Annotated in this window: 16 protein-coding genes; 4 read left to right on the top strand and 12 right to left on the bottom strand. The window is 39.6% G+C overall.

What is annotated here, in order from left to right:
- Positions 1–113: 113 nt before the first annotated feature.
- From RS893_RS25395 to RS893_RS25385, 3 genes are all read right to left on the bottom strand, one after another.
- Entirely contained in the window at positions 114–1,676 is a 1,563-nt protein-coding gene (locus RS893_RS25395) for a Na+/H+ antiporter (RefSeq protein WP_315788406.1), read from the bottom strand.
- A 370-nt stretch (positions 1,677–2,046) separates the two neighbouring features.
- Positions 2,047–4,260, bottom strand: a complete 2,214-nt coding sequence (locus RS893_RS25390; protein WP_315788405.1) for a phosphoketolase — start codon at positions 4,258–4,260, stop codon at positions 2,047–2,049.
- A 441-nt stretch (positions 4,261–4,701) separates the two neighbouring features.
- A complete protein-coding gene (locus RS893_RS25385; RefSeq protein ID WP_315792094.1) occupies positions 4,702–5,235 on the bottom strand; it encodes a YdcF family protein in 534 nt (177 codons plus the stop codon).
- A 636-nt stretch (positions 5,236–5,871) separates the two neighbouring features.
- On the opposite strand from RS893_RS25385, the gene RS893_RS30400 reads away from it, so the two are divergent.
- Positions 5,872–6,123, top strand: coding sequence for an HNH endonuclease (locus RS893_RS30400; RefSeq protein ID WP_396336389.1), 252 nt, complete (start codon positions 5,872–5,874; stop codon positions 6,121–6,123).
- A gap of 161 nt (positions 6,124–6,284) precedes the next feature.
- On the opposite strand, the gene RS893_RS25380 is transcribed toward RS893_RS30400, so the two are convergent.
- On the bottom strand, positions 6,285–7,457 hold the full coding sequence (locus tag RS893_RS25380; protein ID WP_315788404.1) for a tocopherol cyclase family protein: 1,173 nt from the start codon (positions 7,455–7,457) through the stop codon (positions 6,285–6,287).
- A 255-nt stretch (positions 7,458–7,712) separates the two neighbouring features.
- Here RS893_RS25380 and RS893_RS25375 point away from each other — a divergent pair, with 255 nt between their 5' ends.
- On the top strand, positions 7,713–9,797 hold the full coding sequence (locus RS893_RS25375) for a hypothetical protein (RefSeq protein ID WP_315788403.1): 2,085 nt from the start codon (positions 7,713–7,715) through the stop codon (positions 9,795–9,797).
- 127 nt (positions 9,798–9,924) lie between these two features.
- Here the strand turns inward: RS893_RS25375 and RS893_RS25370 are convergent, their stop codons facing one another.
- From RS893_RS25370 to RS893_RS25355, 4 genes are all read right to left on the bottom strand, one after another.
- A complete protein-coding gene (locus RS893_RS25370) occupies positions 9,925–10,227 on the bottom strand; it encodes a DUF2288 domain-containing protein (RefSeq protein ID WP_315788402.1) in 303 nt (100 codons plus the stop codon).
- 139 nt (positions 10,228–10,366) lie between these two features.
- Entirely contained in the window at positions 10,367–11,404 is a 1,038-nt protein-coding gene (locus RS893_RS25365) for an AI-2E family transporter (protein WP_315788401.1), read from the bottom strand.
- 476 nt (positions 11,405–11,880) lie between these two features.
- Positions 11,881–14,847, bottom strand: coding sequence for a DNA polymerase I (gene polA, locus RS893_RS25360; protein ID WP_315788400.1), 2,967 nt, complete (start codon positions 14,845–14,847; stop codon positions 11,881–11,883).
- A 49-nt stretch (positions 14,848–14,896) separates the two neighbouring features.
- The gene (locus tag RS893_RS25355; protein ID WP_315788399.1) at positions 14,897–15,733 is read right to left on the bottom strand and encodes a DUF4114 domain-containing protein; all 837 of its coding nucleotides are present in this window, start codon (positions 15,731–15,733) and stop codon (positions 14,897–14,899) included.
- Between the two features lie 699 nt (positions 15,734–16,432).
- Here RS893_RS25355 and RS893_RS25350 point away from each other — a divergent pair.
- Positions 16,433–17,311, top strand: a complete 879-nt coding sequence (locus RS893_RS25350) for a Cof-type HAD-IIB family hydrolase (protein ID WP_315792093.1) — start codon at positions 16,433–16,435, stop codon at positions 17,309–17,311.
- Positions 17,312–17,541: 230 nt separating this feature from the next.
- Here the strand turns inward: RS893_RS25350 and RS893_RS25345 are convergent, their stop codons facing one another.
- Positions 17,542–18,459 (bottom strand): DALR anticodon-binding domain-containing protein, encoded by a 918-nt coding sequence (locus tag RS893_RS25345; RefSeq protein WP_315788398.1) that lies wholly within the window; start codon positions 18,457–18,459, stop codon positions 17,542–17,544.
- A 265-nt stretch (positions 18,460–18,724) separates the two neighbouring features.
- On the opposite strand from RS893_RS25345, the gene RS893_RS25340 reads away from it, so the two are divergent.
- The gene (locus RS893_RS25340) at positions 18,725–19,483 is read left to right on the top strand and encodes a Crp/Fnr family transcriptional regulator (protein WP_009455792.1); all 759 of its coding nucleotides are present in this window, start codon (positions 18,725–18,727) and stop codon (positions 19,481–19,483) included.
- 187 nt (positions 19,484–19,670) lie between these two features.
- Here RS893_RS25340 and RS893_RS25335 read toward each other — a convergent pair whose 3' ends face one another.
- The 3 genes from RS893_RS25335 to RS893_RS25325 all read right to left on the bottom strand — a co-directional run bounded on the left by RS893_RS25335 (position 19,671) and on the right by RS893_RS25325 (position 23,558).
- Positions 19,671–20,726 carry a PstS family phosphate ABC transporter substrate-binding protein gene (locus RS893_RS25335; protein WP_315788397.1) on the bottom strand — a complete coding sequence of 352 codons (1,056 nt, stop codon included), beginning with the start codon at positions 20,724–20,726 and terminating at the stop codon, positions 19,671–19,673.
- Positions 20,727–20,888: 162 nt separating this feature from the next.
- Positions 20,889–21,923, bottom strand: a complete 1,035-nt coding sequence (locus RS893_RS25330) for a PstS family phosphate ABC transporter substrate-binding protein (RefSeq protein ID WP_315788396.1) — start codon at positions 21,921–21,923, stop codon at positions 20,889–20,891.
- 219 nt (positions 21,924–22,142) lie between these two features.
- Positions 22,143–23,558 (bottom strand): ABC transporter substrate-binding protein, encoded by a 1,416-nt coding sequence (locus tag RS893_RS25325; protein WP_315788395.1) that lies wholly within the window; start codon positions 23,556–23,558, stop codon positions 22,143–22,145.
- Positions 23,559–23,658 lie beyond the last annotated feature (100 nt).

Below are 23,658 nucleotides of genomic sequence, written 5' to 3'. Positions count from 1 at the left end.
AAGTGTAATTATTGGCGTTAGCCACAGTTTAATTACCTTAAATAAAGGTAGGTAAATTTTGCATCAACCACGGGAAGTATAAAAATACTTTCCCCATCCTTTACCGATTTTTCCTAATGTCCTTCTTCTAGAACATCCTCAAGCAAAGGCGCAAGTTCTTGATTTAACCGACCTGATCGCACAAATTCTGCGTAAGTGTCTGCTTCTACCGAAAGTAATTCCATTCGCAACTGTTCGGCAGTGAAGTCTCGCAGATTAGGATATTCATTGTGTAATTTATCAATTTGTTCTTCTAAACGTTCAAGTTCGCCTTTAATTAAAGTTTCTTGATAGCGGTAAAACTCCGGCTCTAATCCTGGACGTTCTTCTACTTGTCCCAAATATTTTAAGACACGTTTGAGCGCAGTTTGACGAGCAATAGATTCTAAATATTGCTGTCGCAGAGGCTGATCACCTAGAAGTTTGAGTTTTTCTAGCAAAGGCTTGGTAGTCAATCCCTGCACTAATAAAGTAAATAAAACAACACCGAATACTGTGTTGATCAGGTCTTCTCGTTCACTTAAGATACTCGGTACACTTAACGCTAGGGCAATAGAGACAGATCCTCGTAGACCTCCCCACCAGAGTATAGTTTGTTCTGATAAGGGAATATTAGAATTAGCAAGGCGATTACTAAGAAACCCTAAACCGTAGATTGCGATCGCCCGTGCTAAAACCATTCCCGCAATAGTCACAGCAATAATTGTCAGATTTTCTGCCAAGTCAACGAATTTAACTTGATCACCAATCAACAAAAACACTATTGAATTCACAAAAAAAGCTAAAAATTCCCAAAATTCACTGACTATTATCCGTGTTCGTGGGTTCATGCCAATTCGGGAACCAAAGTTACCCAAAATCAAGCCAATAGTCACAACTGCTATTACACCCGACCCACCCAAATCTTCGGCAATGATATAAGTTCCGTAAGCAGAAACAAGAGTCAAAGATTGTTCCACCAATGGTAAATCAAATCTTTGGGTGAGATAGGAAATACCAAACCCAATCAAACCACCTACAGCTAAACCAATGCCAACAACCGTAAATAGTTGTACCACTACAGGTTGAATTCCCAGTTGTGCTGTTCCCAAAGGCAATGCAACTAAAAAACTGAAGGCAACAACTGCCATACCATCATTAAATAAACTCTCGCCTTCCATCAATGTTGTCAAGCGTTTATCTACCCCTAGTTCTCTAAATAAAGCTGTAACCGAAACAGGATCAGTAGCCGATAAACTTGCTCCCACTAACAGTGCTGTTGTTACGGGTATTCCTGCCACAAGATTCAAACCCAGTGCTACACCCGCAATAGAAATTAATACTCCTATGACTGCATACAGACAGATAGGAATAAAATCTTGCTTCAAGTTAGACCACTTTAAGTTCCAGGCGGCTTCAAATAATAAAGGTGGCAGAAAAATCGCCAAAATTAACTCTGGAGAAAGATTAACTAATCGTACATCTACTAGGGCTAACCCCAACCCAGCAATCACTAAAAGTAATGTGTAGGGAATATGGCGAAACCAGCTAAATACTTGCGGTAAAGTCGCCACAGTTAGGGAAACCGAGAGTACCAGGAGAAATTGCTTTAAATTTTGTTCGATTGCGACTTCACCAACAGCAGATTCCAGTGCCATGTCAATATTTCTATTTAGGTTAAGATTTTTTCTTACTCTACACAAAGGATAAGTTTACTGAAGTAGACTTCAGCTATCAGACCCGAATTTATTTAAGGAAAAGATGTTGTGCGTTTTTAAGATTACTGCAATATGTTCAGTTTCAACTCATGTAACAAAAAAATTTTGCTTTCCTAGCATACAGCCCACGTTCCGCAGGTGGGCAAAAATATTATCTTTTTTGCTAACCAAGGAGCGGAATGGGAACTTTAACACAATTAAAATTAAAACAAAAGCCGCAGTTATACATAACCAACAGCGACTATATCAGCGCTATTATTTGTAAAACTGCGGTTACACTTGAGAATTTTATATTTAGAAATCTCTTGTCTTAATGCACTAATTCAATTGCCCTTTTCGTCAACGCCTCCGCAGTCAAACCATTAAACGCCATCAACTCACCTGCACTTGCTGTTGTTTCTCCACGTCGCCACGCAAAGGTATCACGCTTGCTTGTACTCCGCAGCATGACGGGTTCTAACATCGCCGCCGCACCTCCAGTTACACCAATTAGTGCATCACCTGCAAATAGTTCGGCGAATTTTTCATCATCAATAAAACCACCATCAGGTTCAGTGCAGGTATCCCAACTTATGTCATGAGGACGATACAAACGGCGGGGGTTAATAACAGAAACTATCTTCACACCGATACCTTCTGTTTCTAAGAAAGCTGCTGCTTCAAACACCGGAATTAATGTCATGTCGCCAATCACAGCAAACACTACTTGCTTATCTCCAGCAACTTCTTGCAATACGACTGCACCATCTTGTAACCCATGACGAGTCATATTAAAAGTAGTGCGAATTGGCAATGGCGACTTACTTGCAGTAATGACAATTCCCTTATTTTTGGTCGTCAATGCCCAGTCATAACAAACTTGAATACTGTTAGCATCGGGGGGAAACAATGGGAAGACATTACCATTTCGCATCATCGCAGCGAAGTAAGCTTCAATTTCTGGACGTTGATGAGTCCAACCGTTGCGTCCTTGTTCTAATGCGCCGGCGGTGAATAATGTAATTGTCGAGGGAGTGGGACGTCGCAATTCTGCCATTGCTTGGGTGACAGTTTGCCAAATTGGTAAACCGTTAATAGCAAAAGATTCGTAGGAACACCACAAACTTCTAGCGCCCATCAACGACAAACCCGCAGCTAACCCAGCACAAGCATCTTCACTCAGAGGTTCGTAAACTTGTCCGCTTGGTGCTTGGTTGTATAAGTCGTCAGTGGTGGGGTGGATAATTTTTAAGGCTTGGTTAATGTTACCAATACCTGATGCTTCGTTACCGTCAGCGTTGGTGACAAGGAAGTTTTCATCGATTTGTCCAACTTTTGCAACTAAACGTCCCATTGCAGTTGTGGAAACTTTCGGATCGCCGCTTACAGCATACTCTTCTAAAGGCAATTCACCCAAGTCTGGTAAGGGATACTCAAATTCGGTAACTACTGTTTTCGCTGCTGGGCCTCCACCTGCACGTTCACAGTTTGTCCGTACGATTTGCCAAGCTTCCAGAGGTAAGGCGCGTTCTTTCAAGGCGTTTACAATATGGGGTGCATCCAGCGTGTCTTTGGGATAAAGGTTATGAGACTTTGCACCCCGGGCATGAACGCCTGCGCCTTTGAGTTGTTTAATGATGAATACAGTTAGCTTACCACTCAAAGCCGATCGCGCAGCTTCGTCTATACCTAAAAGCACTGCTTGGGTGAAAGCAAGGCGTTGGGCAAAAGAAAAAGCGGTACTATCTACGTAATCTCCCGGTTGGTCTTTGTCATCAAAATCTTTGGCATCCACTAACACTACTTCTTCAAAACCATTACCGTGCCAGTATGTCATCATCTGTTTGTTGGTTTTGATGGATACCATACTATGGTGTTCCTGGCTGTAACCATTCCACACCAACACTGGTAAAAAGTTTGTCACACCAGGATAAGCGGTGTGGAAGTGCGCTATCGAACTCATGACATAAGGTTCACCCAGTCCTCCATCGCCAACTGTGAAGGGAAATAGCTTGTCTTTATTTAACAAAGCAGCAGCCATCGCGAAGTGTTGCCCTTGTCCTAAGGGACCTGCTGGTGCGAGAATACCGGGAATGTAGCCAGACAGGTGTCCCAAAAGTCCATGTTTTTCTCGAAAGCGATCGCGCAGTTGTTGTACTGTATAAATGCCCATGTCTTCTAAAGAGCGATCTAAGAACATGGCACTATAAAATCCAGGGGCATGGTGTCCCACTTCCGTAATAATATTTTTGTAACCGAGCATGACCAAAGCAGCATAAGCTTCCGCTTGCGAAGCGAAACCACCAGGGTGTCCAGAGGCTTTACTTCCGGTAATTTGTAGTGTCAGGTAACGCAAAGCATCGGCAGCTAGCAAGGTTTGGTATACTGCTGCTGGTTGTTCTGGGTTGGCGATCGCTTCTTTTCCTGACTCTATGACTGGAGTTGCACCATATGTTTCAAATTCCGGTAACGCTTCACCAAAATATTGAATTCCTTCGTAAAAATTGGGAAGCGCTGAAGTTGCCTTGGAAGTAGTTGCCGTCATGCTAAGTACCTTACTAAGCCTATGGAGAAACTATCAAATTAATATAGATGTTCGCCAATTTAACAAAAATTTTACAACTTCTCGACGGTCACTATTAATTGCTATTCAGCATCATCAAGATAAATAGCTTCTATTTTGCAGCAATCTCAATTAGCTCAAAATCTGCTGGCGATTCTAAGATACTGACTGTTGGCGAATTAATACAGTTTTTGGCGTTGCATAAATTAGGGATGTAGACACGTATACGCGAAGCGGGGTATCCTTTGGTAGCGGCTTCTCCTAGAGTAGAATGAACCACCAAGTCACCAAGAAACTAAGAAGCCAAACCTAGTACTTTGGACGAAGGGACGGTGAGGATTATGTAATGGGATGATAGGGGGAAATTCTCTCCCCATCTCCCCATCTCTTTATTTTCTGCATAAATTGTGAAATTCAACTACTTTAATTTTTATCTGGCAAATCATCTCCACCTGTGTAACCAGTTGCTACCCAAACTAAGGATCTCACACCATCGCGGATAGATTTGCCAATCGGTTCTGGTTGGGAACTACCAGAAGGAACTGACACTGGTTTAAAAGTAATTCCTCGACTACCCAAAACAATCTCACCGATGACTTTAGCGCGTCTCATGTGATAGTCAGAAGTAATTAAATAGACACTTTTAATATTATTTTTTTCTAATTCATCTACTAGAGTTGTAAAGTTCTCTACTGTATTATTGGCTCGATAATCTAAGTGTAAGCGTTGATGATGAATTCCTGCTTTTGTAAATACTTTTCTTGTCACTGCTGGTGGACTACCTCCAGAAATCCAAATAGGTAGGTTAGGATGCCTACGGGCAAAATCTGCCGTAAATTTTTCTCGTTCTAATTCTTTTGTAGAACCACCTAAGACTAAAATCGCTTGTGGTTGTCTAAATTGGCCTTGGATTTCCTTATAACCCCACAACGTTATTAGTGGTAGGGTGAGAATCATCAACCGAGAAGAAAGATTTTTGAATAGTGGCTTTTTCAAGGTTCTATCAGTTCGTCAGCTGCAACAATTTTTCTTGAAAAAGAATAATTAACACCGCAAAGTTAGGAGAAATTTTCCCAAGAGTATTTTTTGGGTAATTCCCTTGTTTTGCAAGCAATCAAGTAAGCCTAGCAACAATAGATAGTTGCTGACTCGATGCTAGATTTTAGCCGCTATTGAGGCAGATGCAAAGTGTTCGTGCAACTTTATATAAAAGTTTTTAGACAACGGGACTGGCCAGACTCGAACCGGCGACCTAGCGCTTCAGATTTGTGTGAGTTTCCCCACTCTCTGGACTATACCTTCACCATAGACTGTAAGTCTTTAGGTGGTGGCTATCTAGTCTCTACACCTTCCTGAGAAAACTTACAGCTATATACTGTATAGTTTTAATACTCAGGCTTGGCTCGGTATTCCCATGAAATGTAAAAACTGTGGTCTAGCAACTACCAATCCTATGTTTTGCTCTCACTCTTGTGCCGCTTCTTACAATAAGCAGAAACATCCTAAAAAAACAAGAAACTGAGATTTTGCAAACACTATGGGCTTGAAATCATCGGTAGAATAACTACTTGTGATTTTTGTAACCCGTTTTACGTGGATTGGTCAAGTCTTACTCTTGCTGACATTAAGGCTAAGGCGTTGTACCAGCATTCAGCTAGAGTGCGTCAAATTGCCAGAAACATATACTGTCAATCAGATAAACCTAAACAGTGCGCTGTGTGCGGATATGACAAGCACTATAAAATGTGCCACATCAAGCCTATTAAAGACTTCGCTCACAATACGCTTATTTCTCAGATTAACGATATCGACAATTTGGTAGCTCTTTGCCCTAATCATCACTAGGAGTTTGACAACGGTTTACTCATTTTTTAGGGTTCACCGAATTTAACCACATTCACTCATAGAGTTTCCTCTATGGTGCCCGATAGTTCAGGAGGCGCTCGCTCTATCCAACTGAGCTACAGCCCCAAAATATATGGATATCACTTTCCATGATACCACTTTTAATGAGACTGCCAAGCATCATTCCAAGGCCCGCCGCCTATTTCTAATCCACAAGCTGAACTGTGTGCTTTCAGGATAATTTCTTGGTGATTATTCTTTTTTTCTCGCAGTTCTATATTCAATTGCCCTTGCAAAGTGTCACGACAACAAAATATCAAACCATTCTCTGTCGGCGCACGTAAGGGAGTTCCTAGCAAATCCGTAGTTCCTGTTAATTCAACTTCGTAGTGAGAATTTTGGGCTTGCATTTGCCATTTACCCCAAGGCTGAATATTCCAGTTAACTTGTGAGTTCCAAGGCACAAATTCGTAAAACTTGCCTTGGTAGTGTATGCCAATCATCGCTACAGATTCCATCCACCACAACACCCCTCGTCTACCACCGCCAGCAGTTAAGGCTAAGTCAGGAGTGCCTGAGAAACTATTGCAGTTTGCCCAAAACCATTTTTGAGGAAAAGCACCCCCCCAATTTTTTTCACCGTAAGCAGGGGCGTTGGTAAATTCGTAGCGTTTGCCATTCCAGTCTATCCAACCGCTAGCTAACCCATGCGCCATTAAGATTTGCCAACCAGGTTCAAAAATCTGCAAAAATGATAACCAGCCTGCGGTTGATTGCTGTAGGCTGCGTTGATTTCCCCAGCCATACACGGGTTGAATTTCATATTGCCAACGACAATATCGACCAGTACCAGGATCACTGATTATTCCCTGATTTAAGGTCGCTGTGGCTTGATAGCCTTGCTGAATGTAGCGTTCAAATTCTTCTGGTTCTAAGTAGCAAGGTTGAGTAGATAGCACAGTTTGGCTCAAAAGCTTGTGAAAAAAACTTTCTTCCCTTCTGCCCTCTGCCCTCTGCCCTCTGCCTTCTAGATTAGTTTGACCCCAATGACCCAAAGCTAGCACATCCGGCTTTGCCCAAAAATTCTTAACTTCTGGGAAGGTACGACATAAATACTCATCATTCGGTCCCAAAATTTGGGCTGCACCGCCGCTATGGAGTTTGCCACCGATAGGGTCTTCGATAGAGTACATAAAGGCGAAGGATTGATCTTCATCAGGCAAAGTAACGCGGTAGTACCAACCTTCAAAGAAGCGACGGCTACTATGATCCCAGTGATAACCACTGTGAGGAGTTTGGGTGGTGTCAAAAGGATTGCTAAGAAAACCAAGCATGATTTCTGTTGACAGAGATTTAGGAGTGTAAAAGGAGAAGGGTGTCAGGAAACCTCATTCAAATTAACCTTACACCCTTCTTTAGTATGGGCGATCGCATTTACTTCTTGGCAGTTTTCATCAAACAAGTTTCACCGCTACACCCTTACACCCCTACAAACTAATCCATTCTTCTGCCTAAGGCAGCATCTTTATTTATCTCCCGTGGGTAATGAGGATTTCTGGGCACAGATTGGAGAAGTTTCTTAGCAGAAGATGAAGATAACTCCTAAAACTACGTTGCATGTTCTAGCTGTTTTACCTCCCAGCCGCAAGTACAGCAGTCCACCAAATATGACCAAACTCCACTGGCTAGAAATTACTGAATACGTTTCCTTATATGCCTCCGCAATTGGAACCTTGGCAGCTACAGCTACTCAACAAGTTGTCTACGCAGCATTTCCTTTAACTGTAGCCCTTGGTTTAAACCTCACGAATCGGGAACGATTGAAGCGTTTAAACGAACAATATCGACAAAATGCGATCGCCCAATTCGATCAATTGGTTGATCCCTTTAGACAGCGCTTAGAAAACTTTGATGACTTTACACAAAGATTAAGTCAAACAACTCAACAACAAATAGACGAATTACGACAAAATCAAAAGGAGCAAAATACTGACTCTAATCAACAACGTTTAGCGCAATTTAATACATTTAGGCAGCAGTTGATGAAAGCGACTGAGCTACAAATAGAACCTCTTAAACAACATCTTACCCAACTCAACACCTACACTCAACAGTTATATACAAGTGTCCAACAAATAGAACCTCTTAAACAAAATCTTACCCAACTCAACAATTTTACTCAACAGCTAAATGCCAGTACTCAAAAGCAATTTGAACTCTTAAGACAACAAGTAGGAGAAATTGATGCTGAAACAAAAAAAATCACTACAAATTTCCAACAGCCAATAACAAAACTTGATGCTATTCATCAACGTGTGGAACAACTTGAGAATTTGACAAAACAGATAAATACAAATACTCAACAACAAATTCAACCCTTGAGGCAATATGTCACTCAACTAAATGCTTATACACAAGGCTTTAATAAAAATACCGAAAAACAATTAGAAGAATTTAAATACGCGATCGCTTTACTGCAAACTGAAATCCAGAACTTAGCAGAGTCTTTGACTCAAACAGAACAACGTCTCAGTCAAGAAGTAGCAGCAAAAATTAAACAACCCCAAGTAAAAATTACAATTCCAACATCAGTAAAGCCTCAACCACAAAACAGAATTTTACATCTTCAATCATCAGAAGCAGAAAAAACCGAAGCAACAAAAGCTTTACCGCCAGTCGAGATACCATCTCCAACACCAGCGACAACGCAAATACAAAAGAGCAAATCTCTTCCTAGCTTGCAAGGACATACCGAACGAGTCGTTTCTGTTGCTTTTCATCCCAATTCTGTTGATCCAACAAAGAGGATTTTAGCCAGTGGTAGTCACGATAAAACCATCAAAATCTGGCGATTAGATACTCAGGAAAACCGTACTCTTACAGTTTCTGGAAAAGTTAATTCAATTGCTTTTAGCCCTGATGGTAAAATTTTAGCTTGTGGTCATGACGATAAAACAGTTAAATTATGGGATGTAAATACAGAAAGGGAAATTTATAATTTTATTGGGCATAAAGAGAAAGTTTATGCTGTTGCTTTCAGTCCCAATGGTAAAATTATTGCTAGTGGTAGTCAAGATAAAACTATTAAACTTTGGTCTTTAGATGAACAAAAAGAAGTATATACACTGACAGGACATATAGATGAAATTTTATGTGTTGCTTTTAGCCCTAATAATAGATTAGTTGCTAGTGGTGGAGGTGAACGTGACCAAACTATTAAAATTTGGCATCTAACTCAAGATAAATTTCTGACTCTCAAAGGTAAATCTGGTACACTAGGGAGAATTTATTCTATTTGTTTTAGCCCTGATGGTACAACTTTAGCTAGTGGACATCAAGATAAAATTATTAGATTCTGGGATGTAGAAACTGGTAGAGAAATTAGTAATATCATAGGACATAATGATGAAGTTTATGCTGTCGCTTTTAGCCCCGATGGCAGAAATTTAGCTAGTGGGAGTTACGACGGCAATCTTAAAATCTGGCAAGTAGATACGGGTGAAGAACTTAATCACGTTGCAGTTGGCGAAGGTGCAATTTATTGCGTTGCGTATAGCCCAGATGGCAAAATAATAGCAACCGCCAATGGAGATAAAACTGTAGCGTTAGTAAATCTTGAATCTAGAACAGCACAGGGACGTAAAGACATAGAATTAGAGAAAGGGTTTGATTAACTTAGATAAATCTTCAGTTAGCCTAAAATACCGCCCTCAAATAAATTGCGGGCGCGGGGCAAAAACCCACTTTCACAGTGATCAGTTATCAGTTATTGATCACTGTTCACTGTTAACTGATAACTGTTTAAGCAGCTAATTTTTCTTGCACTAATACAAATGGTTGGACTATTAAAGTATGAAACCGCTTAGCGCGATCACTATTCCATTGACCCAATTGATCTAAAGATGGTTTAGTAATTAATGCTTCATCAATCCAGTTTTGGACTTCTAAAACATTATCACTAGCAATAGCTACACCTACATCCAATATATCTAATCCTACTGCTACCACAATTACTGCATCTCTTTGCGCGTGGGGAATTAGCCACTCCCACTCCGCCTCATCTAAGTTTTCTGTTAGTTCTGCTCTTAAATTTGTATTAGTCATTAGTCATTAGTTAAAGGAAAAGGATCTTTTTACTATATTAGATAAAACTTACACAAAATTATATATCTTACATTAGTTTCTCATCTAAGTTTTAGCAATGTAAATGTTAAAAGCTAAATGTGTTACTACTCGTTACAAACTAAATCTCGGATTTCATTTCATCAATTTCAAATATAGAAACGATCACTCCAGCAATAGGAATTGCAATAAAAATTCCCAATAAACCGGCTACTCTTGCGCCTACTAGTAAAGCAAAAAATACCACTACAGGATTAAGATTTAGCGCACCTTGCATAATCCGAGGTGCAATAAGATTATCTTGTATTTGCTGAAGTATAATGCAAACTACCAATACCTTGAGAGCTAACCAAACACCTTGAGATAATACAATTAAAGTAATTGTACCAACTCCCAAGGTTGCACCTATACCAGGAATAATGTCTAGTAAACCGACTATTACTGACAATATTAAAGCAAAGGGAACTTTTAATAACAAGAACACAATAAAAGTAGAGCTAGTCAGAAATAAAGTTAATATAAATTGACCTTGAAAGAATCCTAAAAAATTGCGTTTAACTATATTATTAAATCTACTACGGCGTTGCTTCGGTACTATTTTGAGAATTAAATACCAAAGCTTCTCTCCATCTAGGAGCATAAAAAAAGCAATAACTGCTATTAATATAAAAGTCACAAAATTAGTTAAAAATGTTTGTAAAATAGTCAAGCTAGCTACAAGTCTAGATATAGCTTGATTCCGTAGTTGACCTTCAATAACAGTTAAATCTAGCTGAATATTGCGTGAGCGAAAAAATGATTCTATGCGCTCTAATAAAGGTACTAATGAATTGAGAAAACTTGTAAGGCTATCAATTAATTGTTGTCCTTGGGAAACAATAGTTAAGCCAACAGTAATTGTTAAACTACCAATAATCACAATACTCAGCAAAAAAATTAAAATTACTGCTAAACTATGGGGCAAAAAACGTTTGAGCCATTTGACAGGATAACTTAGCAAAAAAGCTAATATAGCAGCAAAAGTAAAAATTACAATCACTGGTTCAAAATAAGCTAAAAGCTGCACAATTGCCCAGCCAGAAGCAACCAAAAGTAGAAATCTAACTAAAACAAAATTGTTTAATTTAGACCAAAAATTATTATTTTCAAAGCTACTCATGAATTATTAAAGGTAAGTATATTAAAGGTTAATAGCACTAAGTACAAAATTTCTTTAATTCCTAGCAAATTCTTTCTAAAAAGACTCTGCGTCCCTCTGCGGTTACTTCGCGCTCCTTTGCGTTTAAAAATGCTACATTTAACGCAAAGCAACACAGCTAATAAAATGTGTCAATCCTATTAACCAATGACATTTACCTTATAGTTTTTAGGTACTAATATCCACCTTCGCAAAGCATATTTTTCTGGTTTTCTAGGTAATAATTTCAACTCCCCAAGAAAGAACTATTTTGATAAGACAACTATCTAAGGGTATGTCTTTTTTGACTTAAGTGCGTTTCAACGTACTTAAGGTATTAGCCAGCAATAAATTGCTGGGCGGGATAATGCAGCAAAATCAAGAGTTTTATATCAATGGGGGTTTCCCGTAGAGTACATTCCCCGTTAAGAGTTCCCTATTTTCTAGACAGCCCCTCATCACTTCGTTTCCATCCAATTTTCACCAGCACGTACATCTACTACTAAGGGAACACTTAACTGCACTGCATTTTCCATTGTCGACTTAATTTGGATTTGTAATTCTTCCCATTCTTGCGGAGGAACTTCAAATACTAATTCGTCGTGAACTTGTAGTAATAATCGTGCTTGATAATTTTGCAAAATTTCATGCAGCCTCACCATCGCAATTTTGATAATATCAGCGCTAGAACCTTGAATTGGGGCATTGGCAGCAGAACGTAATAAACCAGTATCGTAGTTACCTAAATTCTTAAGTTTACCTAAATCAATATCTTCCGGCTTACTGCCTTTTAACTGACGTAGGCTATTGGTGGTAAACTCAAAATAGCGACGCCTACCGAGAATTGTTTCTACATAACCTTGAGCGATCGCTTGTTTTTTCAATCCTTCTAAATATGCAAATATTTTCGGATAACGTTTGTTAAATCGCTTAATAAATTCGTTCGCCAGGTTTCGATCTACACCCGTTGAACGGGAAAATTTCAGCGAACCCATACCATAAATCACACCAAAGTTAATTGTTTTCGCGACCCGCCTTTCATCTGATGTAATATCTTGTTTTTCAAACATCAGTCTCGCGGTCACGGTGTGAATATCTTCGTTGTTTTGATAAGCTTCTACTAGTACTGGTTCTTGACTTAAATGAGTGAGAATTCTTAACTCTATTTGAGAGTAATCAGCTGCAACCATTAACCAACCACATTCTGGTAAAAACGCCTTACGAATTTGCCTACTAAAGGCAGTGCGAATTGGAATATTTTGCAAATTTGGATTAGAAGAAGATAGCCTTCCTGTTGATGTCGCTGTTTGATTAAAATCAGTATGAACTCGCTTTGTATCTGCACGTACCAAGGCTGGTAAAGCATCTACATAAGTAGATTTTAATTTTGCTAATGTCCGATATTCAATGATAGTATCAATGATGCCTGTTGTGTCTACCTCTCGTAATCTTTCTAAAGTAGCTGCGTCTGTAGAATATCCTGTTTGAATTTTGCGAGAATATTTAGTACTTAACCCTAATTTTTCAAATAAGATTTGACTTAATTGTTTGGGAGAACCTAAACTAAACTTTTCTCCAGCTATCTTGTAGGCTTGCTGTTCCAGTTTTGCTAAATCTGTTTCTAATTGTTGTGAAAGTTCTTTCAAATAAGCTGTATCGATGTGAATACCGTTGTATTCCATATCCGCTAAAACAGCTTCTAGAGGTTGTTCCACCTCCACTAATAGCTGATATAAAGCTGGTATTTTCTCCAGTTCCGTACGCAATTTTGTCACTAATTGGAATGTAGCCCAAACTTGCAAACCACAGTACTCGGCTACTTGAGGAATTCCAATATCAGCGATAGTTTTCCCTTTAGGAACTAAATCTACATAATTTTGAATTATCAACCCCAAATGTTTTTGAGCTAAGTCACTCAAATTATGACTACTATCAGGATTGAGGACATAACTTGCTAACATAGGGTCAAAGACTACCCCTGTTAAATTAATTCCTTGGCACTTGAAAACTAAGCGATCAAATTTAGCATTTTGAAAAGTCTTAGGATAACTAGCACTTTCTAATATTGGGCGTAAGGTTTTTAGTGCAATTTCTTTGTTTAAATTTTCCCCAGTTTGATGATTCAAGGGAATGTAAGCTATTTCATCAGGGTTTACTCCCCAGCAACAACCAATTCCAACTAACTCAGCATCTCGTGGTTCTAAGTCGTTGGTTTCAGTATCCCAAGCTACGGGGAAATTAGGGTTAGTAAATTCTTGTAAAAACTTCACCAACTCAGTGAGTTTGGCTTCTGTATCAATAATGCGGGGTTGAATTGTAGAAGTATTTTGTTGCTGTTGTTGTTCTGTATCCGCAGCACTGAAAAACCACAAATCTTCATCTTCCCTACCAGGTAGGGGTGCATAACTCGCCCCTACTTCTTCTGTGTCTGTAGCTGAAGTTTCTGCTACAGTACCACCAAACTTTTGCTGGAGTTGGTTAATTTTGCCTAAAAAAGATTTAAATTCTAATTTTTCTAAAATAGGTACTAGAACGCTACTATCAAAGCCTTTTAATTTGCAATCTTCTAAATCAATATCGAGGGGAACATCAAGGACGATCGCTGCTAAGTATCGAGATTTTTCTGCGTCTTCTTTGCCAGCTTCTAATTTTTTCTGAGTCGCGCCTTTGATTTCACTTAATGATGCATAAATTTGCTCGAGAGAACCATAGGTATTTAGCAACTGGACTGCCGTTTTTTCACCGATTCCCTTGACACCAGGAATATTATCTGACTTATCACCACAAAGAGCTTTAAAATCAATCACTTGTGATGGTAAAATCCCTAGTTTTTCTTTTACTTCTTCCTGTCCAAATTCGCTGATCCCATTTGTAGATGTAGAACGTTTCAGCGCATCTGGACTAAAATACAAAACGCTAATTTCTTTTTCAGGGTCGATCAGTTGATATAGATCGCGATCGCCTGTGAGAATCTTGACTTGATACCCCGCCACCGTTGCCTTTTGTGCTAAGGTTCCCAGTACATCATCCGCTTCGTAACCAGGGGCAGTGAGAATTTTGAGGTTGAATGCGTCTAGCAACTCATGTAAGTTTTTCAAATCCGGAACAAAATCCTCTGGTGTACCTGGGCGATCAGCTTTATAAGTATCATCTGCTTCGTGGCGAAATGTGGGCAAACCTAAATCAAAAGCCACTGCAATTGCTTGTGGCTGTTGCAGTGTCATAACTTCTAGCAGACACTTTAAAAAGCCAAAACAGACACTAGTAGGAATTCCTGTTTTGGTTCGCAGTCCCCCGTCTCTTCCTCTAGCAAAGGCGAAGTAAGAACGAAATGCCAAGGAGTGTCCATCGATGAGGATAAATGTAGGACGTGTCGTGTTTGAAAAATCGGAAGCCAACTGATTTAAAGGTGTTGTTTGGGACATAGCCTTATTGTAGCCAGTTGCTTCCGTTTAGATTACAGGTGATTCTAAATTAAGTAGATTCTTTTACCTGCTTTTGACGACGACGTAGTTTCAGCATACCTAATGCTCCCACACCCAATAATGATAAAGTTGCACTTGGTTCTGGAACAGAAGTTGAAGTTAATGCTTTAACATTTTTCTCACCTATTTTCAGCACCATCACAACATCATTAAAGTCGCGATCTGAACTTTCGTTGTACTTCCCAGTATTTGGATCTATTCCTGAAGCACCCAAATCACCATACAAATCCTCAAAACCTAATAAGATATAATCACCAACAGCATAGGCAACAACGTGCTGTAGGCCATCCTGATTTGAGGAAGTTTGAGTACCAAAAATATTTGCAGAATTACCACGATTCAAACCATCAGCTCTCAACCAAAAATCTAATTGCGTACCTGCTGCAAAGTTGCCAAGATTTACTCCATCACCTAGCTTGAGTGTATTACCACCCCAATCACCAACACACCCAGAACCACTACAAGCAATATCATTGAATACTAAACCAGATTTATTTGTAGCCCCAGTTGCCTGATAAGCCAACTGGTTTCTATAACCAGCTCCTTCGTTGATGAAATAAACACTGACATCATTGCTATATTTCAAAAATAACTTACTAGGATCTAATAGAAATTGTTGGCTATTTGGTATGGCCATTCTTTCTATTTGCACAAATTGCTGGAAAATAGTGTCATCAAAACCAGTTGTTTCTTTACTTTGTATTTCGGGTTGTACCCATGAATCATCCCAAGTAAAATCAGTTGCAGATGCAGAGCCTACTTGAGAAAATAATCCAGTCAATGCAGCAGCAGCAAAAATTATTCCGGTTAAACCTTTTTTAATCATGGAAATCCTTCTGTTTTTGTATAACTTAAGAGCAATTATCTGTTCTGCGCAAAGGAAAAAAGCAGAGGGAAGCTATACAGAATAAAGTTTTTAAGTATGCTGGATAGCTTTACCCAAAAGAGGTTTAAAATCCTATGTCCATCACAGATTTGGTAGTTGTCAGTTGTTGATCTATAGATGCGATCTGCTTGGTGCAGAGATCCCCCACTAATTGTCTTTTGCCTCTTTGAAGTTGAGAGCAAAAAAAGCCTCAGCTGTGACTTCTCTTTGCTTTCTTCTATCAACCTAAGATGCACTTTCTAATGAAGTGAATGTTTGATTAATCAATTGATAACTTAGTATGTTCCTACCTGTCTATAGTTCAAACTAGTTTTTACTAATTATTTATAGGAATTTGATTGAGGAGATAACCAACTAAGAAAATCTTGGCTTTTTTGTGATCTATGTCTAGCTCAATAGCAAAAAATACTGAAGATTTTTCTCAATTGAGAAAAAAACAAATAGAAATTAATTAAATATCTAAAATATATTTACGTATTAGGTAATTACTATCGCAAATTTACGTAGAGTAATAATGGAATTTAAATATGAATTGTATTATTCAGCTAGATTACTTTCAAGAAGATCTACTGCCATATTCTGCCCTAGCCTGATAATCTCTTAACTGAGACTTTCTTTATGAAATTGATAACCAAATTTATGCACAAAGCATCTGCTACTCAAATAAAATCAGCTGCTGTTGCGGGTATGGCTACAAAAGAAATTAAACTGCTGGTTCTAGATATAGATGGAACTATCGCCGGCGAATCTAACAATATCAGCAAACCTGTCAAAGAAGCAATCACTGTGGCAAAAGCACAAGGAATTAAGGTCGCGATCGCCACTGGTAGGATGTTCCGTTCTGCTTTGCGCTTCCATCAAGATATTGGCTCTACTTTACCCTTAATAGCTTATCAAGGAGCTTGGATACAAGACCCAACCTCTGAACAAATGTACCAACATTTACCTGTTTCCAGAGAAATGGCTCAGCAGCTATTAGACTATTTTGAACAACCACAATTGCGATCGCTTTTATCTGTTCATTTTTACATCAACGATCAACTCTACGTCCGTGAAATCACAACCGAAACTCAACTTTATGCAGAACGTTCTGGGATTAACCCTATTGCAGTCGGTGACTTACGTCAAGTTTTAAACACTTATGAACCCACAAAAATACTAGCTTTGTGCGATGACACAGACATTATTGATAACTTACTCGGTTCTTTAAGCCGTCAATACACACCTGCTGAGTTGTATTTGACAAAATCCGTGGCCACATTTTTTGAAGCGACTAATCCTTTTGCTAATAAAGGTGTGGCAGTACGTTACCTTGCTGAAGAACTGCTAGGGCTACAACCTAGTAATGTCATGACTATTGGCGATAACTTTAATGATTTAGAAATGCTGGAGTATGCTGGGATTGGTGTTGCTATGGGCAATGCTCCATCACAAGTCCAAGCGATCGCTAACTGGATAGCCCCCAGTGTTGAGCAAGATGGAGCAGCAGTGGCCATAGAAAAGCTGTTGCTATCGTAGTAGTTGTTTGTTGTTCGTTATTTGTAACAACCACTAACCACTAATAAAATACTAAAAAATCAGAAAGGGTGCCGACGACTGGCCGTGTTTCGTCTCGGCACCCTTGCTGGTTCGCTCCTCACACACCTGTTAATATATCTTGGGTCATTAAAGCAGTCAATACTTGTTACAAAAGTTTTGATACCTTTCATTAAACTCTCATATTTCTACCTTTTTAAATAAAGATTTCCTCATAATTCCAACAGAGCCAAAATACCAAGCTTTTTTTCCAACAGTATTCTTAAAACTGATTGAGTAGCCATAATCAATCCCAGCCTGGCTTGAGCTAGTTCTGGTGAGTTGACTTTTACCTCACCCCAAATTTGACAGTCACGCCAGAGGTTGTCAAACATTTGAGTTAAACAAAGCGCTGGCTTTTCCCATTTCACCGAATCACTAGAGTCAGAACACTCTAATTCATCAACTACTTGTACTAACTCACTTAACAAATACAGCTCACTTGGGTGATGAAAACGTAGTTCTTGCTGTTTGTTAAGCCAAGGTATAGCGCCCTCAGAAGAAATTAATCCCTCTTGTTCACCTAGCCGCACAAGGGAGGAACAGCGTGCATGGGCATATTGAGTTAGGAATAGGTGGTTAGGGATCGGGGATCGGGGAGATGGGGAGTGTGAGGAGTGTGAAGGGTGTGGGGAGAATAATATAGTAACCAATTCCTCCTTGTCCCCCTTGTACTCCTTGTCCTCCAAGTCGTCCCCCTTGTCCCTTGTGTCCCCGTCTCCTTTTGCTACAGTCTTCACCCGTCCTTCAACCAGCCTCTGCAACCAGCTAGCCAAAACAGAGTCAGCCAATTTTAAATGAATCCAACCAGGTGGAACTATTTGAATACTGAAAACTCCAGCCGAGTTTGCCGATAAATGAGAAGCGATCGCCTCAGCAATCTCCATCGCTGAAATTTTCTCATATTTTGACAGCTGTAATGCTAATCCTGTGATGTAAAAAACTTGATTACTATTTCTACCTTTAGATAGAGGAATTTTTTTATTTGCTAGGCTTTCAATTTTGGTGTAGCGCGTATAAATACTTAAAGTAGATATTAAATAACTGTGTACTAACTGTTTGATTGCTGTGTATTTACTTACTAGTAGCATTTTATGCACATGCTTTACTGATGAAAGGCTCTTCTATTAAAACTATTGATTTTATGTCATCTGTCTTAAGACAGAACTTTAATCTAAGCAAAGAAAAATTAGAATTATGCAAATTTTTTTTGAAACTGAGTAAATTTTACTACCATCATTGTACAGTAGGTAGTATAACAAAAGAGTAGGAACTCAAATTCCTCTCTTTGCATGGCTGGCACTGTTAGGTGTTAAGCCTAACCTGCCAACAAGAAGACACTCCTTGCACCTTGTTATGACGTCTTTGTCTTCAGCCGAACGCTCTTTGTTACCTATGCAATCTCCATCCTCCTTTTCTGAGGCATCACGGCCTTTCTTAACTTGGCAACGAATTCTTGATTGGGCTCAAGAACACTACCGCTGCCGCACCTTTAGCAAAGATGAGCGCATTCCAGCCCGTCCTGGATTGCTGTATTTGGTGCAAAGGGGTGCTATCCGCATGGTAGGAACCGCCCAAGTGAGTGCAACAGCAAATCAGCTAACGTCTCGACGCATTAACAGAACCCCAGAAGAAGCCTTCTTAGGATTTGTTGGTGCGGGAAACCCGTTTGAAATTGTTGCCCAGTCACCATTCACACTCCAGGCTTATGCTCACGTTGACCAAACAGCAGTGTTGTGGATGTATTGGCACGATTTAGATAATTGGCCTCACTTCCGCCGCGAAATCATGGATCTGTTTAGATATCAGCATCAGCGCAAACTGCTGTGGCTGAGTGCCTTAGGACAACGCCGCACCATTGACCGACTCTTAGGATTCCTCACATTGTTGATTGAGGAATATGGAGAGCCGGCAACGAGCGAAACAGATCCTGAAGTGATTCGTGGCTATTGCCTACCTTTCCCTCTCACTCATGCCCAAATTGGCAGTGCTATTGGTTCGACTCGTGTTACCGTCACCCGTTTGATGGGTAAGTTGCGTCAGCGCGGCTTAATCCTCACTCAGGGAGATAATTTGATTTGCTTGCCAGCAGAGTCGATTAACAGAGCCGGCTAAAGCACATTAGCCAAGTTCTTGACGAGAAGTCGCCTACCATCAGGAATAGCGCCCACCACCGCTATCCTTACGGGAAGGCGTAAATCTGTTAAGAGAATATCACCCAATCATTTCTTGCACGTTTGTAGAGGGTTCTAGGGGTGTCTATTGGCAATCTCGCCACCTTCTAGTCTGCTTATGACAAGAGTCAGCGAATTTTGACAAACCCTGCTTGGGAAATCAATTCCTGTCCCTGCTCACTCAGCAGCAAGTTGGCATAAGCGACACCTGCTTGCTGCTCAATTTGATTATTCTGTTTGACCACCACAAACAGATTTCGGGTAATTGGGTACTTTCCAGATTGGAAAGCCTCAATGTTCAATTTGTTTCGTTTACCAGGACACTCAGAAGGGAGGACAAGTGAATCTTGGTAAGGAGCAATATACTGCCCTTGCGTTCGCCCCAAAGGCAAGGGTTTAATTGAACATTGGGGAACAACTTCTGGGGCAGAAGCGTAGTATATGCCACCAAGACTACCAGCCACTTTTTGTAGGGCTTGGGTGGTTGTGGAAACAAACTCCACATTAGAGCTAAAAGCTTGACCACTCAAGATGTCTTGAACAAATAGTTCTACAGTCCCACCATCACTGATGCGACGTGAGTATGGCTTTATAGGGATACTAGGACCACCCACTTGATTCCAATTCGTGATTTCACCTGTGTAAATAGACCGTAATTGGTCTAGTGTTAGTCCTGGGATATTAATATTAGGATTTACCGCTACTGCTAAGCCATCAATTGCTACAGCAATTTGTTGCAGAGTAAAGCCACGCTCTTTGGCACGCTTTAATTCTTCGTCCAGAATTGGCCGAGACGACTGAGCAAATGCTAATTGACCATCAATTAATGCTTGGATACCTGTACTGGAACCGGGAGTACCACTGATTGGTTCTACATAACGCAGACGAAACTCTGGTCGTGCTGCTTGAATTGCTGGATCAACAGCGAGTCGAACTGGTGCCCAAGAAGTACTGCCTCCGTAGTTAAATAATCCTGTGGGGATACTTTGAATAGAGGCAAAATTGTTACCACTTGATTCTGGCTTAGTAATATTAGGACTAGTGGAATTAATCGGTTGAGGTTTGGTAACTTGATTAAAGTTAAAACTAGTTTTTCTGGCAAACCACCAAAAGCCTCCACCAATTAACCCAATAGTTATTAATAAAGATAATATTAAAATTGGCGTTTCATTTTTTTGTGACATAGTAATTTACCTATTGTTAGTAGTTAGTTATTGATTGTTTCCAACAACAACCAACAACCAACAAATTAAAAGTTTAGCTGTTGATAGTTAGTAGTTGTTTATTAGTAGAAGAGTGAATTTAGCCCAACACCAACCAAGAATCAACAATCAACAAATAATAAATTATCTAATCCTGACAAATCCAGCTTTAGAAATTAATTCTTGACCTTGGTTTGTAAGCAGTAGATTGGCATAGGTTTCTCCCGCTTGCTGATCGCTTTGATTATTTTGTTTCACAATCACAAACAACCGCCTGGTAATTGGATATTCACCACTCAAAAAAGTAGATGCATTGAGTTGGTTACGCTGTTGTGGACACTGTTGCAGAGGAATAAATGGTTCTTTGTAAGATGGAATAAATTTATCTGCTGTTTTTCCTAGTGGTAAGGGTTTAACAGTACATTGACCGACTACTTCTGGTGCAGAAGCGTAATACATACCTCCTGGATTTTTTGCGACTTCTTTTAAAGCTTCTGTGGTAGTGGGAATGAATTGAACATTCGCACCAAATTTTTCTCCTTCTAAAACGTTTTCATCAAAAAATTCGACCGTACCTCCTTCTTCCAAACGGCGAGAGTAAGGTGTAATCGCTAAATTTGGCCCTCCTACTTGTTGCCAGTTGGTGATCTTGCCAGTGTATATATCTTTAAGTTGGGCAACAGTTAAACCAGGTACTTTGAGATTGGGATTTACTGCAACTGCAATGCCATCAATCGCCACTGGAATTTCTTTTAAAGTAAAGCCGCGCTGCTGTGCTTTTTGGTATTCTTCGTCTTTAATTGGACGTGAGGACTGGGAAAAAGCTAGCTGATTGTCTAAAAGCATCTTAATCCCACTTCCAGAACCTGGGGCCCCTATCGTTGGATCTGTGTAGCGTAGTTGAAATTGCGGAAATACAGTTTGAATCGCTGTATCAACATTTTTACGAATTGGCGCCCAAGTAGTGCTACCACCATAATTAAACAAGCCAGAGGGAACATTCGGTAATCGTGCAAAAGTCTCAGCAGTGGGCGGTTGAATCGGTTCAGATAAATTATTTTTAGCGTTGAAGAATCTAATTCCAGAACTATTAGCTAACCATAAAAAAACACCACCTACTAGCCCTAGCGTAATTACTAGAGTCAAAAGCAAAACTGTGGTTTCATTTTTTTGAGACATAATAAATTTATAACTTTTTAGTTATTGCTCTTAAAGCAATTTTTCACTTTTATGAATCGGTATGGGTTAAGAATTGGTTAATTGTTTTATTTTTAAGTGGATGATACAAATAAATTTAACTAAGTAGATAGGTAAAAATAAAGCTAACTAGTTAGGGTTGTCATTCGTCATTTGTCATTTGTAATAAGTAGTGACTATAAACCAATTACCTATTACCATTTAATTACGTGATGTAGAAACTGGTACAAAATCAAACCCAGTACCAGAACGAGAAGGATTTTTGCTGACGATTTGCACCAACTGTACAGGGGCGTTGCGATCGCCTGATGATAAAAACCGAATTGTACCAGAAGCGCCTGTAGTAGAAAATTTAGGTGATGAAAGAGTTTGTTGGATACCTATACGGCTAGGATTACGTTCTAATGCTGCAATGAAAGCACGGGTAGCGTCGTATGCTAAAGCAGTACGCCAGTTCACATCACCTCCCCATAACTGCCGTGACTTTTGCGGAAAATCGGTGCTGAGATTGCTATCAATATGCCAAGGAACAGCCAGCACCATTCCCACTGTTTGTTGCTGTCCAATTTCTAAAGTTTTGGGCGTGTAGATATCATCTCCGCCAAGCAAACTTAACCGTTTTTGGTTTACTTGCACTACTTGCAGTGCTTTATCTAAAGCATCTGTACTAGCTGCTAACATCAAAACTTCTGCACCTTGTTTAATTGCTTGTTCTACACTTTTAGCGGCACTAAAATCGGCTTTAGATAAGTCAAATTCGCTTGACACCTGTCCACCTTCTAGGGAAACAGACGAGACAAATTCAGACTTTAAAGACTGACTATAGTTACTTTGAGAATTGAAGAAAACAGCCGCATTTTTTTTCTGTAAGTTTTCTACCATATACTTAGCTAAGGCCCTGGCTGCCATAAAATCGCTAGGAACCGTGCGAAAAATATAGCGGCTAAAGTTGGATATTTTCACAGAAGTGCTAATTGGGGAAATAGCCACAAGTTGTCCGGGGGTATAAACAGTGCCTGCGGCTAAAGTGACGTCACTAGCATAAGGCCCAACTACACCCAGTACTTCCTGATTTTTCACCAACACGTTAGCAATTTGTTGGGCAACTTCTGGATTATTATCGTCGTTTGCTATCCCTACTTTTAGTGGTACTCCCTTAATGCCTCCCGCAGCATTAATTTCATTTTGAGCTTGGGCAATACCGCGTAAAATTTCTAAAGAACCATTGGGGTCGGTTCCCAGTGGTACACTGGCAACAATCGTATAATTTTTAGCAGATTCTATGCGAGCATTGTTCAAAAAGATTAATGTCTCTGGATCATTTTTATTAAACTTCAGGGCTGCTTCTAAGTTAGAAATTGCTTTGCTGTAGTTGCCAGAAGCTAGTGCTGTGATACCTTCTTTTTTTGTGGGAGAAGCTTCTATTGAAGATAATGTTTTTTCACCAAAGCTAATCCTATCTGTAATTAGCTTGTTATTAGGTTGTAGTGAATTGCCACCATCCTGAGAGTTTTGTGGCCAGATGTTATCTTTTAGCAACCATGCCCCACCACCTACCAATCCCACAGTAATTAATAAAGCTAGGAAAAGAACAGCAGTTTCGTTTTTTTGGGACATAGAAAATTAAAAGTTAAAAATTTATAATTTTCAAGAAAATTATATCGGTAAAAATTACAGCCATAAATATTTATGTAAATAAAATTTGCATCAGTTCTGA

The sequence above is a fragment of the Fischerella sp. JS2 genome, assembly GCF_032393985.1.
GTDB lineage: Bacteria > Cyanobacteriota > Cyanobacteriia > Cyanobacteriales > Nostocaceae > Fischerella.
This window is presented reverse-complemented; position numbering and strand designations above follow the sequence as displayed.

Excerpts from the sequence above, each read along its gene's own strand:
- RS893_RS25395 (WP_315788406.1), bottom strand. The coding sequence starts at position 1,676 with ATGGCACTGGAATCTGCTGTTGGTGAAGTCGCAATCGAACAAAATTTA.
- RS893_RS25390 (WP_315788405.1), bottom strand. The coding sequence starts at position 4,260 with ATGACGGCAACTACTTCCAAGGCAACTTCAGCGCTTCCCAATTTTTAC.
- RS893_RS25385 (WP_315792094.1), bottom strand. The coding sequence starts at position 5,235 with ATGATTCTCACCCTACCACTAATAACGTTGTGGGGTTATAAGGAAATC.
- RS893_RS25380 (WP_315788404.1), bottom strand. The coding sequence starts at position 7,457 with ATGCTTGGTTTTCTTAGCAATCCTTTTGACACCACCCAAACTCCTCAC.
- RS893_RS25375 (WP_315788403.1), top strand. The coding sequence starts at position 7,713 with ATGAAGATAACTCCTAAAACTACGTTGCATGTTCTAGCTGTTTTACCT.
- RS893_RS25370 (WP_315788402.1), bottom strand. The coding sequence starts at position 10,227 with ATGACTAATACAAATTTAAGAGCAGAACTAACAGAAAACTTAGATGAG.
- RS893_RS25365 (WP_315788401.1), bottom strand. The coding sequence starts at position 11,404 with ATGAGTAGCTTTGAAAATAATAATTTTTGGTCTAAATTAAACAATTTT.
- polA (WP_315788400.1), bottom strand. The coding sequence starts at position 14,847 with ATGTCCCAAACAACACCTTTAAATCAGTTGGCTTCCGATTTTTCAAAC.
- RS893_RS25355 (WP_315788399.1), bottom strand. The coding sequence starts at position 15,733 with ATGATTAAAAAAGGTTTAACCGGAATAATTTTTGCTGCTGCTGCATTG.
- RS893_RS25350 (WP_315792093.1), top strand. The coding sequence starts at position 16,433 with ATGCACAAAGCATCTGCTACTCAAATAAAATCAGCTGCTGTTGCGGGT.
- RS893_RS25345 (WP_315788398.1), bottom strand. The coding sequence starts at position 18,459 with ATGCTACTAGTAAGTAAATACACAGCAATCAAACAGTTAGTACACAGT.
- RS893_RS25340 (WP_009455792.1), top strand. The coding sequence starts at position 18,725 with ATGACGTCTTTGTCTTCAGCCGAACGCTCTTTGTTACCTATGCAATCT.
- RS893_RS25335 (WP_315788397.1), bottom strand. The coding sequence starts at position 20,726 with ATGTCACAAAAAAATGAAACGCCAATTTTAATATTATCTTTATTAATA.
- RS893_RS25330 (WP_315788396.1), bottom strand. The coding sequence starts at position 21,923 with ATGTCTCAAAAAAATGAAACCACAGTTTTGCTTTTGACTCTAGTAATT.
- RS893_RS25325 (WP_315788395.1), bottom strand. The coding sequence starts at position 23,558 with ATGTCCCAAAAAAACGAAACTGCTGTTCTTTTCCTAGCTTTATTAATT.